The 15588-nt window shown below is 62.0% G+C and carries 16 protein-coding genes; 1 reads left to right on the forward strand and 15 read right to left on the reverse strand.

What is annotated here, in order from left to right; genetic code table 11:
- Window positions 1-205: 205 nt before the first annotated feature.
- The 15 genes from ACFPK0_RS02450 to ACFPK0_RS02520 form a co-directional block, all read right to left on the reverse strand.
- Window positions 206-532 (reverse strand): hypothetical protein, encoded by a 327-nt coding sequence (locus ACFPK0_RS02450; RefSeq protein ID WP_056082427.1) that lies wholly within the window; start codon window positions 530-532, stop codon window positions 206-208.
- Between the two features lie 151 nt (window positions 533-683).
- A complete protein-coding gene (locus tag ACFPK0_RS02455) occupies window positions 684-1175 on the reverse strand; it encodes a DUF4189 domain-containing protein (RefSeq protein WP_162245070.1) in 492 nt (163 codons plus the stop codon).
- A complete protein-coding gene (locus ACFPK0_RS02460) occupies window positions 1172-2296 on the reverse strand; it encodes a TrbL/VirB6 family protein (protein WP_056082424.1) in 1125 nt (374 codons plus the stop codon). The genes ACFPK0_RS02455 and ACFPK0_RS02460 overlap by 4 nt, the downstream gene beginning before the upstream one ends.
- 112 nt (window positions 2297-2408) lie before the next feature.
- Window positions 2409-3251 (reverse strand): hypothetical protein, encoded by an 843-nt coding sequence (locus ACFPK0_RS02465; protein ID WP_156458984.1) that lies wholly within the window; start codon window positions 3249-3251, stop codon window positions 2409-2411.
- Window positions 3252-3285: 34 nt separating this feature from the next.
- A complete protein-coding gene (locus ACFPK0_RS02470; protein ID WP_377338138.1) occupies window positions 3286-5775 on the reverse strand; it encodes a VirB4 family type IV secretion/conjugal transfer ATPase in 2490 nt (829 codons plus the stop codon).
- Between the two features lie 51 nt (window positions 5776-5826).
- Window positions 5827-6135, reverse strand: coding sequence for a VirB3 family type IV secretion system protein (locus tag ACFPK0_RS02475; RefSeq protein ID WP_377338140.1), 309 nt, complete (start codon window positions 6133-6135; stop codon window positions 5827-5829).
- On the reverse strand, window positions 6128-6523 hold the full coding sequence (locus ACFPK0_RS02480; protein WP_377338142.1) for a TrbC/VirB2 family protein: 396 nt from the start codon (window positions 6521-6523) through the stop codon (window positions 6128-6130). The genes ACFPK0_RS02475 and ACFPK0_RS02480 overlap by 8 nt, the downstream gene beginning before the upstream one ends.
- A 136-nt stretch (window positions 6524-6659) precedes the next feature.
- Window positions 6660-7616 carry a lytic transglycosylase domain-containing protein gene (locus ACFPK0_RS02485; RefSeq protein WP_377338144.1) on the reverse strand — a complete coding sequence of 319 codons (957 nt, stop codon included), beginning with the start codon at window positions 7614-7616 and terminating at the stop codon, window positions 6660-6662.
- On the reverse strand, window positions 7617-8648 hold the full coding sequence (virB11, locus tag ACFPK0_RS02490; RefSeq protein WP_056082407.1) for a P-type DNA transfer ATPase VirB11: 1032 nt from the start codon (window positions 8646-8648) through the stop codon (window positions 7617-7619).
- Window positions 8649-8685: 37 nt separating this feature from the next.
- Window positions 8686-9813: a TraB/TrbI/VirB10 family type IV secretion system protein gene (locus ACFPK0_RS02495; RefSeq protein ID WP_082520207.1), complete on the reverse strand. Its 1128-nt coding sequence runs from the start codon at window positions 9811-9813 to the stop codon at window positions 8686-8688.
- A gap of 29 nt (window positions 9814-9842) precedes the next feature.
- Window positions 9843-10610: a TrbG/VirB9 family P-type conjugative transfer protein gene (locus ACFPK0_RS02500; RefSeq protein WP_082520206.1), complete on the reverse strand. Its 768-nt coding sequence runs from the start codon at window positions 10608-10610 to the stop codon at window positions 9843-9845.
- Window positions 10607-11482, reverse strand: coding sequence for a VirB8 family type IV secretion system protein (locus tag ACFPK0_RS02505; RefSeq protein ID WP_056082398.1), 876 nt, complete (start codon window positions 11480-11482; stop codon window positions 10607-10609). Before ACFPK0_RS02505 ends, ACFPK0_RS02500 begins: the two co-directional genes overlap by 4 nt.
- The gene (locus ACFPK0_RS02510) at window positions 11482-12024 is read right to left on the reverse strand and encodes a hypothetical protein (protein ID WP_377338148.1); all 543 of its coding nucleotides are present in this window, start codon (window positions 12022-12024) and stop codon (window positions 11482-11484) included. The genes ACFPK0_RS02505 and ACFPK0_RS02510 overlap by 1 nt, the downstream gene beginning before the upstream one ends.
- Window positions 12025-12369: 345 nt before the next feature.
- Window positions 12370-12726: a YraN family protein gene (locus tag ACFPK0_RS02515; protein WP_056082395.1), complete on the reverse strand. Its 357-nt coding sequence runs from the start codon at window positions 12724-12726 to the stop codon at window positions 12370-12372.
- On the reverse strand, window positions 12726-14657 hold the full coding sequence (locus tag ACFPK0_RS02520; protein ID WP_056082392.1) for a penicillin-binding protein activator: 1932 nt from the start codon (window positions 14655-14657) through the stop codon (window positions 12726-12728). Before ACFPK0_RS02520 ends, ACFPK0_RS02515 begins: the two co-directional genes overlap by 1 nt.
- An 84-nt stretch (window positions 14658-14741) precedes the next feature.
- Here ACFPK0_RS02520 and rsmI point away from each other — a divergent pair, with 84 nt between their 5' ends.
- Window positions 14742-15569 carry a 16S rRNA (cytidine(1402)-2'-O)-methyltransferase gene (gene rsmI / locus ACFPK0_RS02525; protein WP_056082389.1) on the forward strand — a complete coding sequence of 276 codons (828 nt, stop codon included), beginning with the start codon at window positions 14742-14744 and terminating at the stop codon, window positions 15567-15569.
- Window positions 15570-15588: the final 19 nt, after the last annotated feature.

Here is a 15588-nt window from a genome sequence, read left to right on the forward strand (position 1 = left end):
TTGCAACCCCCGTTTCCCTAGCGCCATCACACGCGACGGAGAGCGAAATGATGCCGACAGCGGCAGGTAACTGGCCATGCACGTCGCGGGCGGTACTTTCGACAGCACTCGTCGGATCTGTACGTGCCGAAGGTAGCCAAGGCCCTTGAGATGCGGGCGAGGCTCTTGTCGATGATCCGTGCCAGCGCGTTGCCGTCAGGCCGAGTTAGCCTGAGGCCTCCATGCCGTACTCGCTGATGATTGTGGTCAGGACGCCGGAGTTCTGACCTTGGCTGCCGGGACATTGAGCAAGGAACAAAGCTCGATTGGCAGAAGTGGCAGGCCAATCGATGCTCTCTTCATCGTAAATATATAGATTGGGAGAAAAGAAAGCTTGAACTGGGGAGGCGCAGCCCGGGACGTTGTTCTTGCCCTGGGTCTTGCCGGCCATGCAGAGAAAGCTTGCGCAGGCGTCCTGAGCGTAGACGGGAGTGGTTGTGAGGCTGGCAAAGGCGCCGATGGCAGCGGTGGCAAAAAGAGCGCGCAGTTTCATGACGGTTCTCCGGTTGAATTCCCTTGCAACGGATTTTTTCAGGTGCTTGATCTACCGACGCAGAAGCCGGTGCTTTTGTTGACGAGCGGCGCTTCTACGCCGGGCTCCCCTGCGTAAAACGAGCGGTAAGAAGGTATTTCATTGACAGGTGCTACTGAATTCGCTCAGGCAGGCTGCAGGCGCTGTAAACGAGAGTGCTACTGTCGCCCGGATCAAAGCCGGTCAGTGCCAAGTTTTCCGCCTCCTCTCTCGTAGAGGCGTGGGCGCGTACAGCCAAGCCCCTATCATCCACTGCGACGGCCGCGCACTGGTTGTAGTAAGCCAACATAATCTTGCAATTTCTTCCGTTATGCAGGGCACAAATGGCCAGCGCATCTTTCTTGGCCTTTGATTTGCTTTTCTTTCCAACAACTGTCCCGATCGCGCCGAGAATTTGAGGGTCTTCGGCGATCGCTCCCCACCGATCTGCCCAAATGATCATAGGTTCTTGCGGTTGACGATATCGAGGTGAGCCGTTGTATGGCCCCAAGGCATCCGGTGGAATGCATTGACCGCCCGTGTTCACGCCTGTGGCGCATTGCCCCAGGACCACAGGCACGTAGAAAACGGCGATCAGGGAGATCATTGCAAGGAAAATTTTCATGAGCCCGGTCCCATGGCACCCGATCCGTTTGCCAAGCCATAAGTGCCTACGGCTTGAGCGTTGCTGGTTGGCCGGTGGCCGCGCCCGGTTTCTTGGGTACCCCATGCAGCCTGGCCGGGCCGAGCGTGACCGTTATCCTGATTAGATGTCGGTGACATGCCACTACCGGGATGATGCCCCAGTGCAGTCTGCTGCCGCCAAGCTGCAGGACCCTCACCGGTGCGGCCGAATGGGCTATACGACTGGAACTGCCCCAAGGTTCCCTGGAAAAACGCCGCGGCCATGGGCGGTGCGGAGATGATCAAAGTGGTGAGGATCAGGCCGATGCCCCCCTGTTGCAGCGCCATGGAGTTGAGGCCGTCGGTAGACAGATCTATTGCGCCACCCGTGATGCCGTGGGAAGCCATCGACGCGACGTACTGGCCGATATAGGCGACGGTAATGGCCCCCAACATTTTCATGGAGATGGTAATCATGATGCTTAAGACGGCCAGCGAAAACACCGTGCCGACTCCGTACATCAACCATTTCTGGAAAAGTGATGCGGTCTGTTTGAAAAGTAGACACAAAATGAACAGCGGGCCGAATCCGATGAACAGCGCCAACGCGATCTTGTTAAGCAACAATAGGGAGCCAGCAACCACAGCTGGACCGGCGATGCCAATGCCAGACATCCATTTGTCACGGGCGAGGTCATTGGCGATATTGCTGTTACCGCCGTCGTCAATGGTGTCGATAGTGGACATGGCTATCTGCATTGCGGCAAGGTTGTCGTCAATCTTCTGGAATGGCCCGCTGTTGTTGCCGGTAACCACCTGCACGATTGCGGTGGAAGTACCGTCAGTCAGTGTCCAGTACAGCTGTGAACCAGCCACGCCCATTGAGGTGGCCGCCATCACGACTACCACTGCACGCAACGAATCGCCGACCAGAACCATCATTGGCTGCTGTGACTGACCCGTGACGGCGCGATAGCCGTGGACCATGATCCAGATCGTCAGAACAACCAACGCGATGCCGCTGATGAGCAGTGTCATGCGCGTCAACAGCCCACCCTGGAAGCTGTAGATCTCGTTGCTCAACCACTCGTTTATGATGGTGAAAAAAACGAACGATCCCATGGGTCAGGCTTCCTTGCCGAGCGTATTTCTGGCGGAACAATGGTAGGCGTGGACCATGCGTCGGATCGTTCGCTTATTTGCAATGTAAGCAATACTGGACGCGACGCGTCTCCTACCAGCCATTTGAATTCTCGATGCTCAAGGGCTTGGTGTCGTCCGATGATTGGATGTCCAATGCACCTTTCAGGACGATGCCAGCGATTGCTTGCGAAGCAACATTGCTGATGATGGTGGCCGAGCTGGGTGCGGTTGCCGACTTTGCCAACTGAGTCTGTTGGTTCTGAAGGTATGTCAGGCGTGCTGCGTAGGCGTTGTTGACGGACTCCATTTTCTGGTGATCGATCTGTATTTGCGCAATAAGGGTGAGGATCTGATTGGTGTTGTCCTGCAGTTTTCCGAAGTCTTCCGTGCCTAGATTGCGGCGCGCGCTTTGCAGATCGTTCAAGGTGGTTTGCCGCTCGATCGCCATGTCGTACATGGCTTTCATGTACGTGAATTGTGCGTTCTTGGTACTGAGAATGTCCTTGCAGTTCTGTTGTTGCGCCGTGGCACGCCCACCGCACGAACCGGCATCTGTACCTTGAGTAATGGTGTCCAAATCGACGTCGGGTTTGGCAACGGTGCTGAGCGCGTTGGAGGGAGCAGCGCCTAAGGTATCGATATTTTTCAGGTGCCCATTGGTTGTGTCGGAGCCACCAGAGGTGCTACCGCCAATCTGCTTGCTGATGTTGTTGGTGTTCTTTTTGATATCGCCAGTGTTTGTTCTGATGTCACCGGTATTCTTTTTGATGTCACTGGTGTTGTTTTCGACCGTGCGGTCTGTCACCGCGACTGCTTGTTGGGCATGAGCGGTTCCAGCGAAGAGGCCGACGAGTAGAACCACAGACAACGTGACCAGACAGATATGGTTGATCCTCAAGCTGGAAGGCGTCGTATGAGTGCTTGAGTTGGTCATGATGCATTCCTCTCGTGTTGCCGTTGGCGACGGCCTAACGTACGACCGCGCTTGCGGCTCGGGTGGCGGACTGCGGGTCAGACGGCCTGGGCTTGGATTTACCGCTTCCCTTGCGGGTTTCATAGAACCGACTCAGCCACTGCTCGGGAAGAAGCCCCTCGACAGGTAGGCCTTCGGCTTCTGCGCGTTCTGCAAGCACCTCGTGCATGATCTCGATGTTGTCGGTGGAGGCCGAGATCACGGCCAAGGCGTCGTCCATGCCGCGCAGGTTGAGTTGGCAGACGGCGCTGGCGTGGCCCTGCTTGACCAGGAAGCAACGCGAGCGTTCATCCAAACTTACGACAACCTGGTACTCGGCGTCTGTCAGCTTCAGCCCACCCACGTAGTCATCGCGACTCGCGTTGGGGTTGGGTAGCAGGATCATGGTGGCCGTCTGTTCGATCAGGGCGGCCGCGATGTCGCTGGCGAGCGCGTCTTCGGGGCTCTGGGTGGCGAAGATGCCCAGGCCGTTCTGTTTGCGGATGGTTTTCTGCTTGTTCTTGGCGAAGTCCTTGAGGCCGCCCTTGCCATCGAGAATCTTCCAGAACTCATCCATCACGTAGATGAGCGGGCGACCGTCGATGAGCGCTTCCAGCTTGTGCAGCAGGTAGTTGATGACGGGTACGCGCGCTTCGGGGTTGTCGATCAGCTCGGTGTAGTCGAAGCCGATGATGTTGGCCTTTTCCAGGTCGATGGTGTCGATGGGGTTGTCGAAAACCCAACCCAGCGAATTGCCAGCCGTCCACTTGCGCATGCGGATGAAAAGGCCGTCATCACCCATGTTGGGCAGGCTTTTCTGGAAGTTGGTCATGGTGCGTAGATGCATCGGGGTGTCGAGGATGCTTTCGACGGCGCGGAAGATGTCCTCTTCCTCGCGCGAGCTGTAGACGCTCTTGCCCACCATCACCTTCACCAGCTCGGCCAGAAACTGCACGTTGGCTTCGGTGTGTTCGCACTGGAACGGGTTGAACCCGGTGGGCTTGCCGTTTTCCAGCGCAAGGTAGTTGCCGCCGCAAGCGCGCACGAAGATCTCCGCGCCGCGGTCCTTGTCGAAGAAGAAGATGGTGGGTGACGGCTCGAGCTTTTGCACCTGGCTCAGCAGGAAGTTGATCAGTGCGGTTTTGCCGGTACCGGACTTGCCGATGACCATGGTGTTGGCGATGGCCTTTTCCCCCAGCGAGTTTTCCGCGGGGTGGGTGGCGTGGAAGTTGAAGTGGTAGGCCTGGCCGTTGGTGGTCTGCAGGGTGGTGACGCAGTTGCCCCAGGGATTGTTTTCCTTCTTGCCCGTGGCGAAGTTGTGCATGGGCGACAGACCCAGGAAGTTGAGCGAGCTGACGTTGGCCAGCCGGGTGCGATATTTCCAGTTGCCCGGAAACTGCGCGTAGAACGCCGCGGTGACGGCCAGGTCTTCCTTCACCGTGACGAAGCCGGCGTTGGACAGTTCCGCGCGGGTGGTGGCGATCTGCTGCGAAAGCGCTTCCTGGCTTGATGCGTAGATCGCCATGGAAAAGTGGTACTCGCCCAGCACGAAGTTGCCTGAGGCCAACTGATCCATGGCGTGGTCAAGCTCGGCGATCTGGCTGAAGGCCTTGTCACCGGAGGACACCATCATGCCCTTGGTGCGATCCAACGCCTTGAGCGCGTCCTGCCGACCCATGGGGCTGAAGGAATGGGTGATGACGTACTCGAAATCCAGATACTTCAGCCCGTTGAGAATGCCCGGGTAGGTGCTGTCGGTGTATTCCTTGATGTTGAGGATGGCACCGAAGTGATTCTTGCCTTCCGGCGTGGTGATGACGAAATCGCCGGTCTTGGCCGAGAAGCGCTGCTTGCTCACGGCAAGGTAGTTGTAGACAGGTGCGTCAAGTACCGGCACCGGCTCGTCGATCCGATTGAGCAGATAGCCGTAGAACTCCAGCGCTTCGGAGAACACCACGCCATTGCTCGCCTCGTACATGCCGAGGCGGTAGGGTGCGTAGTCCTTGAGCACGGCTTCCACGTTGCCGGCCAGCTCCAGCATGGTGTTTACGGCGTCGAGCTGCTGCGACTCCAGGCGTCCGATATCGCTGGATTTTTCCGCGAAGCGTTTGCCGCTGACGATGGGCCGGTACAGCATGGTCAGGTACAACTCGTTCTGCATCAGCTTTTGCGTCGACAAGGCCTCGTAATAGGCATCGGACATCTGCTGGTTGAAGCTCTGGCGGAAGCGGCTGTGATCCTTCAAGCGGCGACGGCGACGTACGTCGTGCACCCAGAACGCCACGTTGACGAAATCCGGCGCCCGTAATGTCTGCAAGAGGCGGTTGAAGCCGTTGTGGCGGTGCTCGATCTCCCATTCTTCGCGCCCCACGAACGGCAGCCCGCCGAGGCGCCACACCAGCAGGAAATCCCCGCCGGTCGTCTTCAGCACCGTGGGTGAGACGTGCGTCGACAACGGCAGGAATTCCGCGATGGGGGTGTCGGGTGTAAAGCTTGGTTTGGCCATGATCCGGTCCGGGGTGATGCCTGGTGTTGAAGGCCAGGCCATCTGGGATAACTACGGTTTGTCCTTGCCTTGGCCGCGATGGTTGTTGGGGGTGAATACCCACATGCCATCGTTGTCCCCCAGGTTTCTTACCCGCGTGCGGAACTGCAAGCGCAAGCCAAGCAACCGGAAGATCATTTCATCGCGGCGTGCCATTTGCCGCATGATGAAGATCACCACCGGCAGCAGCAGCAAATAGAAGATGTTGGTGTAGACCGCCAGCAGAAAACACCCGCCCGCCCCCATGAAAAAGGGCACATATGGCACGCCCATGAACATTGGCGGGCGGGTGCAGCCGCGAAATAGCGGGTTTTTATACATAGTTGGTGAGGATGTGCGTGAGCAGGTCCGCCGTCGGTTTGCAGGCGTCAGCTCCCGCGCTGGTACCCAGGAACATCTTGGCAATCTGTCCGGCGGCGCCGATCAGCACGGCACCGATCATGACGGGTGCGACATCACCGATGCGCTTGTGCGCGAAGGCAATCTGATAGCCGGAAAAAATCACGGCGATGGTGACGACGACGATGGACAGCGCATTGAGGATTTTCTGGATGTTCGAGGCGAAGTTGCAGGTTGTATCGATGGTTGCGCCTGCGTCCTGTGCAAGCGCCAGACCGGGCATCACGATAAGGGCCATGATGCACATGACCATGAAAAGACGCGTGCGCTGCGAGTGGAGAATGCTTTCGTTGAGTGATTGGATGGCCATCTAAGTTTTCCTTTTCTTGATGATTGAAGTCCCGGGTTGCCCCGTGACGCGTGGACGGCCGTGAGGCCAGGACAACGCGAACCGAGGTGCACGCTGGTTGGAAAGAATGTGATGGGATGGACTGGGTCTGGTCCCGTCAGAAGACAAAAGCGGCATCGCGCTGCTCCTGGCGTGGGTTGGCGGGATCTACGCCGGGTTTGGAGCGCCCTGTTTGTGCCGTGATCCGGGTTCGAGCGGGGGCGGAGATGCCAGGCAAATCATCAGGTCCGCGCACTTCGGGTACGAACACGGCGTCATCGGGTGAGCTGCCGTCGGCCGCGCCCTGCCGTTGAGGGAAAGTCGGCTTTCCAGGCACGTTCGACTGGCGGGATGCCAGCAACGCAGTCCTGCCGCCATCTGACGTTGGCGTCCGCGTTGGTGAGGGGGCGTCGGCCATCGCCGCGGTCGCAGGCACCGTTGCTGCAGCGGTGGCGTCGATCGCCATGCTGCGTAGAGTCACGCGATAGTTGGCTCCGCGAGGGGCATAGACGGTGACGGGTTTGAGATCGACATGGCGGCTTGTCACCACATTCATCGGTGTGGCCGCTGGTGGCGCGCGCCGCGCAGTGGTTCCGACGGGTGCCGGTGCGGCACCGGCCGGGTTCACCGGTTTGCCGGCCTGGTGGTCGATCGACGCGTAGATCTTTTGTACGTAGCCGTCGCGGAAACCCGTGGTGAAATTGCCCGAGTAATAGCAACTGAAGGCTTTGGGCCAATCGCCGTGCGCGCGGGTATGGCAGTCCGCCAGAATCCGTGCGCCGGCCGAAAGATTGGCGCAGGCGTCGAAGGCCTTCGTGTAGGAATCGAGCCCGTAACGATCAAAGTTGGCGCGATTCACCTGGGCAAGACCCAGGGAAAAGTTGTAACCCTTGGCGTCCAGCATCCGGACGGTCGCCAACGCCTCGGGCAGGCTGCCGGGCTGGTGCTCCAACTGGCCGCCGACCACGCCGATGGCGTAGGGGTTGGCGCTGGATTCGACATGCACGATGTGCTGCATCACCTCGGGCGAGACTGCGAGGTTGGGGCAGGCCAGCATTTCCATCCCGGGCAGCATTCAGTGCTCCTCGTGAGCGCGCTGCGGGTTGAAGTCGATGCCGGTGATGCAGCGGCGCCCGCCGTGCGCCTTGATGTGCACCACGATGTCGATGGTCATCATCAGCAAACGCTTGATGGTGTTGAATTCCAGCCCGGCGCCCTCGGCCGAGGCCTTGACCATCAGCGCGAGCTGGTCCCAGGTCTGCTTGGTGCTGCCGGCGTGGCAACTGGTGATAGAGCCGGGGTGGCCCGAGGCGCAGTTGCGGATGAAGTAGAACGACTCGTCACCGCGCAGCTCCGCCAGGATGATGCGGTCGGGTTTCATCCGCAGGCAGGCTTCCATGCAGCTTTTGGCGGTAACGTTGCTGGCGCTCTGCCCACCCTTGGAATAAAGCAGGTGCACCACGTTTGGCTGGTCGATGAAAAGCTCGCGCGCGTCCTCGATGGTGACCAGACGTTCATCGGCGGGAATATGGTTGACCAGTGACTTCATGAAGGTGGTCTTGCCGCTGCCGGTGGCGCCGGAAACCACAATGTTTTTCTTGCCCAGCACGGCCTGGCGAAAGAAGTCCGCGTAGCGGCGGGCGGCGCGAAGCTCCAGGAGCTGGGTGTCCAACTCGCTGAGGCCGTGACCTATTTCCACGATCTGGTCGAAAAAGCCGTCGCTTTCGTACTGTTGCAACGTCTTGAGCTGTTTGGACGGTAGCCGGATGGTGATCGAGACGAAGCCCGCTTCGCAGGCCGGTGGAATCACGAACTGGGCGCGCTGGCCGGTGGGAAAGGTCAGCGACACCACCGGATCCACGTCAGTGATGCGCTGGCCGGTGTTGCTTTCGTTGATCACTGCCGTGCAGAACTGCCGCGCCCGCTCGAAGGTGAGCGTGGGTACTTCCACCCGCTGCCAGTTGCCGCGGCTCTCCAGATAGAGCTCGCCCGGGCGGTTGATGCAGATCTCGGTGACGTCGGCAGATGCCATGTATTCGCGCACGCCCAGCACCTCGTACTGGTAGTCGAGAAAGTCATGCGAGATGTGGGTGGTGACGTCTTCCATTACGTGCTTTCTGTCATTCCGTTGATTGACGATGGCGTCAGGAGCGGGCGACCACGCCGCTGAAATCCACATCCTTGGTCACGTAGACGTAGATGACCGTGCCTTGGTTGATGGTGACGGTCGGCGGCCGGTTGGCGGCCTCGCGCACGGCCTGATTGGCCAGGTTCTGGATGGTTTGGGCGGTGTTGCTTTCGAACGGGGTCTGGGTCACCAGGCCATTGCTGATGGTGGTGTTGCGCGGCCCGTGTTCGGCGGCCTCGTACTTGAAGGCGTCGCTGAGCAGGCTGATCAGCAAGGCCGATCCGATGCGCTTGCCCCAGTGGGCGTCGTAATAGCCGGGCAGGCCTGCACCGCCGAGGTTGTCGATGCCGGGGCTGGACATGTTCACGTCGATGCCGGTGGGGGTGATGATGCGATCCCAGATCACGGCTTCGCGATCGCCCGTGGGGCCGCCGCTGTAACTGCCCAACAACTTCGAGCCCTTGGGTAGCAGCAAGGTATGGCCGTTGAAGGAATAGACGGGCTCGGTGACCAGGCAGGTGCTGAAACCGGGGATATCCGAAACGATGCGCGTCTCCAGCACACAGCGGATGTAGGTTCCGCGTTGCATCAGCGTGTCGGGGTGCGGCAGCGATTGGGCGCTGGTGGGTTTTGAATCAACATCGCCAGGCAGCTTCTTTCCGACGATCCCCGCTGCCGTGAGTGGATTGGACGGTTCGCCACCGCCGGTATCGATGCTGCTGGCGGCGATGCGCCGCTGCAACAAGGTGGGGCCACTGGGCGCCGCCGGCATCGGCCTCGCCGACATGGCTGTCGAGGTAGGCAACAGCGGGATGGATTGAGGAGCCGGCTGCGGTGTTGGCGCCGCTGGCGCTGCGGCGGGAGGCAGTGGCGGCAAGGCCATCGATGTGGGGGCGTCCGCCACCGTCACCTTTTCCTCGCGCGGCTTGGCACGTTCATCCTTCTTGCCGACGCCGCTGACCATCCAGTACGCCAGGAACAACAGCAGCAGCACCACCGCGCCAAGCAGGAATAGTGCGCGGCGGTTCATCTGTCTCAGTTCGCTGCTCTGCAGCGAGGGGGCGCTGGCGTCCAGGTCGGGTTCGGCGCTGCGCTGGTACTGGTTGGCGTAGGGGTTGGCTGGAGCCGCCGCGTCGTTGCCCATGCGCTCGCCGTCGGGATACGGGGGAGTATTCACTTTCTGGTATTCCTGCGCAGGCCAACCACGTCGCTGCCGTGGCGGATGACGAGATAGTTGTAGGTGCCGTGGACGACGATGGTGTTGCCCTCCACCGTGGTGTTCACCAGCGAGTCCTCACTCTTCTCCTGCTCGCGCATGTAGACGGCAGGGAAGTCGCCGGTGGGAAAGGCCTTCAGGTCACTCATCCGGATGTACGTAAAGCGGCCATCGTCATAAACGTTGGCGGGGATCAGCCATGGGGCCGCTTTGCTCTTGGTGGCGTAGTCGTAATTGAAGTTGTAGCTGCGGTCGGGCAACAGGGCGCTGTTCTGCGCCGTCGCCTGCAGCTGCTTTTTCTTCTGATTGGCGAAGCTGGTGTCGGCCGGGTAGCTGAAGGCGATCTTGTACTGCACGCCGTCGCGGCGGGCCTGCGCCAATGTTTTCCAGTCCGTGGCCACCACCTTCAGTTCGAAGATGTACGAGTGCGTGGCGGTACGCACCATCATGTTGGTGTCCACGTCCACGTTTCTGGGTTTCAGATAGAACACGTTTTCGCGGCGGGTGAGGTCCCAGCCGCCGCTGAAACCCGTGCTGTAGTCGAGCACTTTTTCATTGGGGCTGAGCTCGATCTGGGTGGTGATGCCCAGGCCGGTGTTCACCGGGTAGATGCTGTCCGGCTTGAATTGATAACGCGTCAGCACCTGTGCCGTTGCCGCTGAAGGCGCGGCGGTGGCGGCGATGCACAGGATGGCTCCAAGACGCCAGAGGACCGATCGATTCATTGGCGTGATGCTCCCGTGGCGGAGTCAGTGGCCATCGCCGGCCCTGGCAGGGTGACGGCGGTAGCCGCCGGCGCCACAGGGGCGATGTCGGTTTGCGCGCCAGCTGTTGATGCGATGGGCGGCCCGGGAATCTCCGCCGGTGGCGCGGTGGCGTAGTCATCGTCCACGCGATAGCTGGTGACCCAGAATCCCAGCGGGTTTTCGATGCGGTTCTGGTCGTCCATTTCGAGGTTCTGCTTGTACGTGAATTCGATGGTGGCGATCTTGTTGTCGATCGCCCGGGTCGCCCCGCTCGATTTGTTGAAAAGGCTGCGCTGGAACCTCACGGTCGCGCCCCGGGGCGTCTTGCCACGACCGCCACCCACCAGCTGGATACTGAGCAACTTGATGCGGATGGATTGATACGGCCCGTACTGCTTGACCCAGCTGTCCGGGTTGGTCGACGAGAACATCGCCATGTATTCGGCCTTGACTCCGCCGGACGCCATCGTCTGCACGGTTTTCCAGTCGCGCAGGTTCACCAGAGCCTGGTCGTAGGACTCCCTGGCCAGCACGAAGTGGGCGACGTTGCTGCGGTTGACGGCCTCACGTGTGGTGATGCCGCGCATGGCGAAATCGCCATCGAGGCGGGCGACGGTGGCGGTGCCGGTATAGGCATCCGCCATGACGAGATAAGGGACTTTCTGCTTCAACGGCAGCATGTAGAAATAGCCGCCGGCAAGAATCAGTGCCATCGCCATGGCAGCGAACGCCACGTACCACGCTCGTCGTTCACTGCGCCGGGCGATGTCGGCAAGGGTCAGCTCGAAATTGACCGACCTGGAAACCGCTTCGTCGACTTTCCGGCCGGAGGAAGGCTTCTTGTTCGGCATCACTTGGCACCCGCGTGTTCGGCCGGAGTGGGTGCCGTTGAAGCGATCTTCGGATGAGGGCCGCCACGGCTGGCGGCGTCGGAAGCGAGCACCAGTATTTTTTGATCGGTTGCGGAAACGTGCACGTGTTGCGCGGTGTAGATCTGTGTCAGCTGCTGCGCGGCACTGTCGATGCTGGTGGTGTGAATACTCGATACCGGCGTGTAGAGGGTGACGTCAAAGGGAAGCTGATACGACAGCTCGCGCCCGGAGTCGTTTGCCCAACGCACCAGCATGGTCTTGAGCGTCCCATCCATCGGTGCCGCGTAGTAGGTGTAGTCCGCTACCAGCGGAATTTCGGTGGGTTGTGCCTGAAAATGATTGACGGCCTTCCAGCGTCCACCGAAGTTCTTGGTGGGAGGTGTTCCGCACGCGGCCAGGGCGCCAGCCGCGATGATCAGGCCGGTCCTGAAGATGAAGCTGCAAGGAAGGGAGGTGCGACGGGTTCGGCCGATGCCATCGGTCGCTACTTCCCGATTCGCCATGATGGTGGTGGAGAACAAGCTCCCGCACGTCGATTCCATTCGATCCCCCTGTCCGGGAAAGGCCTTCCCGAATCCGATTCACCGTTGCGACAGCCGGTCCCTAGCTGCGCCACGAATTGCATGTTGAGTCGGGCACGTTCGTGCAAGCCCCCGGTCGGCGGAAACTTCGTCGTGTGTATCGGCGACAAAGCCGCTGAACGTGCCTCGGTTTTGGAGCCGTGAATATAGAACAGACGTCTAGACGGCCAAGTAAGCGTTTTGCGTAGGGGTAGTCATAGAAATGCGCCGAAGGACGTAGTCCTATTCCTACGGACGGGCGGCCCGGAGCGGGCGAGGAAGTCGGCGGATGCCGGCAGGGATAGATCAGGCCGCTTCGAACGCGCCGCGCAACCACTGTTGCGATATTGCCCCGGCCGGGCCGTCATAACTCATCACATCAAACCGGCACGGCAGCTTCGCGTGTTGCGGATGCGCGGCCAGCCACTGCTGTGCGGCGAGAATCAGCTTCGCCTGCTTGGTCGGCGTGACCGACGCCGCGGCATCGCCATGAGTGGCGCTTTTGCGGTAGCGCACTTCGACGAAGACGATGGTGTGGCGGTCGCGCATCACCAGGTCGAGCTCGCCGTGGCGGGTGGTGAAGTTCTGCGCGAGGCAGCTGAGGCCGGCCCGTTCGAGTTCGGCGCGGGCGCGTCGCTCGAAGACGTCGCCGGCGGCGCGCATCAGTAGTTGACGGGCTGGCTGGCTGGCGCGGACGTGCTGGTGGTGGGTGCGGGTGTGTCGCCGACGGGCGGCACGGTGACCGGTACCTCGTCCATCTGCAGGCTGCCGCCCAGCGGCCGGGCCAGGCCGCCCTGGAATCTTGCCCAGATCAGCACGCGCCGCACGCGACCGAACTGGTCGGCGGTGAGCTGGCCGCTGGCGCCGGGCAGGTAGCTGCCGGGGTGGTCGCGCAGCCAGTCGAGGTACGGCACCAGATTCCATGCGTCCATGCCGAACGCAAACAGCCGCGCGGCGCCGCCGCGGGCGGTGGGCAGGAGGTTGGCCACATCGTCGTGGCGCGGCAGGCCGGATTGGGCATCGAACAGCCACGGCGCGTCGCAGAATTCCACGCCGTCCAGATCGCCATTGGCGCTGGTGTCGTCCACGCCGGCGTAGACGTGCGAGGTGGCGAAGATCGGCAGGGTGACGTTGGCGATCTTCAACTGCGGCACCAGCAGGCGTGCCTGGGCAGGCCGCATGCTGATGAAGATGCCGGTGTCGCTGACAGGCGCCGGCACGGTGGTGATGGTGGTGTCGTCAGTGGTGGCCGGGTTTGCGACAGGAGTCGCTGGCGTGCCGGCGCCCGGAATCTTGAGGCTGGCGATGGCATCGGTATAGGTCACCGAGCCGTTGGGCAGGATGGTGCGGCCGGATACGTCGCCGCCGTGGGATTCCATCTCGGCCTTGAACGCGCTGGCCGCGCGCTGGGCAAAGTCGTCGTCGGAGGTCAGCACATAGGCATGGTGGATGCCGCGTTCGACCATGTGGTCGGCCGCTTGCGCGCCTTCGGTTTCCGGCAGCAGGCCGAATTCGCTGACGTCGCCGGCAGGCAGCTGTTTGTCGTCGGGGTGGTTCAGCGCCAGCAGCGGCACCGGCAGCGGCGATTGGGCGAATACGGCCGCCACTTCCGTGCGTGTCAGCGGGCCCACGACCAGCTGTGCGCCATCGCTGACGGCCTGTCGGTAGGCTTTCACGGCGCCGTCGGGGCTGCCCAGACTGTCATAGACCCGCACGCTGGGTCGTGGTGCATGGTTGCGCGCTGCGTCGAGGTAGGCCGCGAAAAAACCCTGGCGGATGGCGCTGCTGGCCGCCGCGTAGTTGCCGTTGGCGGGCAGCAGCAAGGCCAGGTGCGCGGGGACTTTGTAGCCTTCGCGAACGTTGGCATCGGCCCCCGGCAACAAGGTGCCGACCGGCTGTTGCAGGGTTGGCTGCGGACGGGCCACGGCCACGCCGAGCTGGCTCAGCGCTTCATTGACCCACGGCAGCATGCGGCTGCCCGGCTGCATTGCGGACGCGCGTCGCTGCAGCGGCCCCACGCCGAGCTGGGTGAGCAGGTCGAGGATCTGCTGGCGGTTCTGGCTCTGGTCGAGGCCGGTCAGCCGCGTATCCATCCCCACCCGCGTACGCGCACTGCCCCAGCGATCGCCGCTGGCGGCCATGGCGCGCGCGCGCAGTTCCAGCAGCCGCGTCAGGTAGGCATCGGGCGCGCCCATGCTCGGGTGCAGGGTGATCTGCAATGCGGTTGCCGCATCGTTGCGTTCCAGCGCCAGCTCGGCCTGCAACAGGTCCAGGCGAAACGGTTCGTCACCGCGCAAACGCCGCCGGTTGATGGCCGCCATGGTGGGGGCGGCCTGCGCGATGTGGCCGTCCTGGCGCCAGGCTTCGGCGGCCAGCAGGCGGTATTCATCGGCGCGCCCCGGTGATTGCGCGGCCAGCGCGAGATAGGCCTGTGCGGCCTGATCGAACTGCCCGCGCTGGGCCAGCGCATTGGCGCTTTGCGCCGCGGCGGTTTCCTCCGGCGTGCGCTGCACGTTGCCGGGTACGCAGGCGCTCAAGGCCAGCGCCGCCAGCAGGCAGAATCCGGCGGCGCGAATCGGGCGCATGAGGTGCATGGGAGGTCCCTTGTTCGTCATGGTCGGCAATGCGCGATCATAGCCGATCGTATTCGCGCGACCCACGGCGCAGGAGCTTCCCCGATGTCAGCAATTCAACCCGCATGCCTGTGGGTGGTGGCCACCCCGATCGGCCATCGCGATGATTTGTCCGCCCGTGCGATCGAGACCTTGCGCGCGGTGGCGGTGATCGCGGCCGAAGACACCCGCCACAGCCGGCCGCTGCTGCAACACCACAATGTGGCGACGCCACTGGTGGCCTTGCACGAGCACAACGAGCGCGAGGTGGTGGATGCGATCGTGCGGCGGCTGCAGGGCGGCGAATCCGTCGCGCTGATTTCCGATGCGGGCACGCCGTTGATCAGTGACCCCGGGTTCCGGCTGGTGCGCGCGGCACGGGCGGCCGGCATCCGCTGCATTCCGGTGCCGGGCGCCTGCGCGGCCATCGCGGCGTTGTCGGTGGCTGGCCTGCCCAGTGACCGGTTCGTGTTCGAGGGTTTCCTGCCATCGAAAGCCGCCGCACGGCGCAGTCGTCTGCAGGAGCTGGCGAGCGAGACGCGCACGCTGATCTTCTACGAGTCGTCACACCGCGTGGCCGAGAGCCTGGCCGACATGCGCGACGTGTTCGGTGCCGAGCGCGAGGCGGTGCTGGCGCGCGAACTGACCAAGATGTTCGAGACCGTGCTGGGCGAGCCGCTGGCGGAGCTGGCCGCGCACGTCGTCGCCGACCCCGACCAGCAACGCGGCGAGCATGTGATCGTGGTGGCCGGCCGCGGCGAGGAGGCTGACGCGAAGTTGGCCGAAGGCCGGCGCATTTTCGCGATCCTGCGCGAGGAGCTGCCGCCGGCCAAGGCGGCGAAGCTGGCGGCGGCGATCAGCGGGGCGGCGCGGAAGCTGTTGTATGAGGGGTAGTCACCAGCTGTTGTAGGAG

Source organism: Rhodanobacter ginsenosidimutans (genome assembly GCF_042655685.1).
In the GTDB taxonomy this organism is placed as follows: Bacteria; Pseudomonadota; Gammaproteobacteria; order Xanthomonadales; family Rhodanobacteraceae; genus Rhodanobacter; species Rhodanobacter ginsenosidimutans.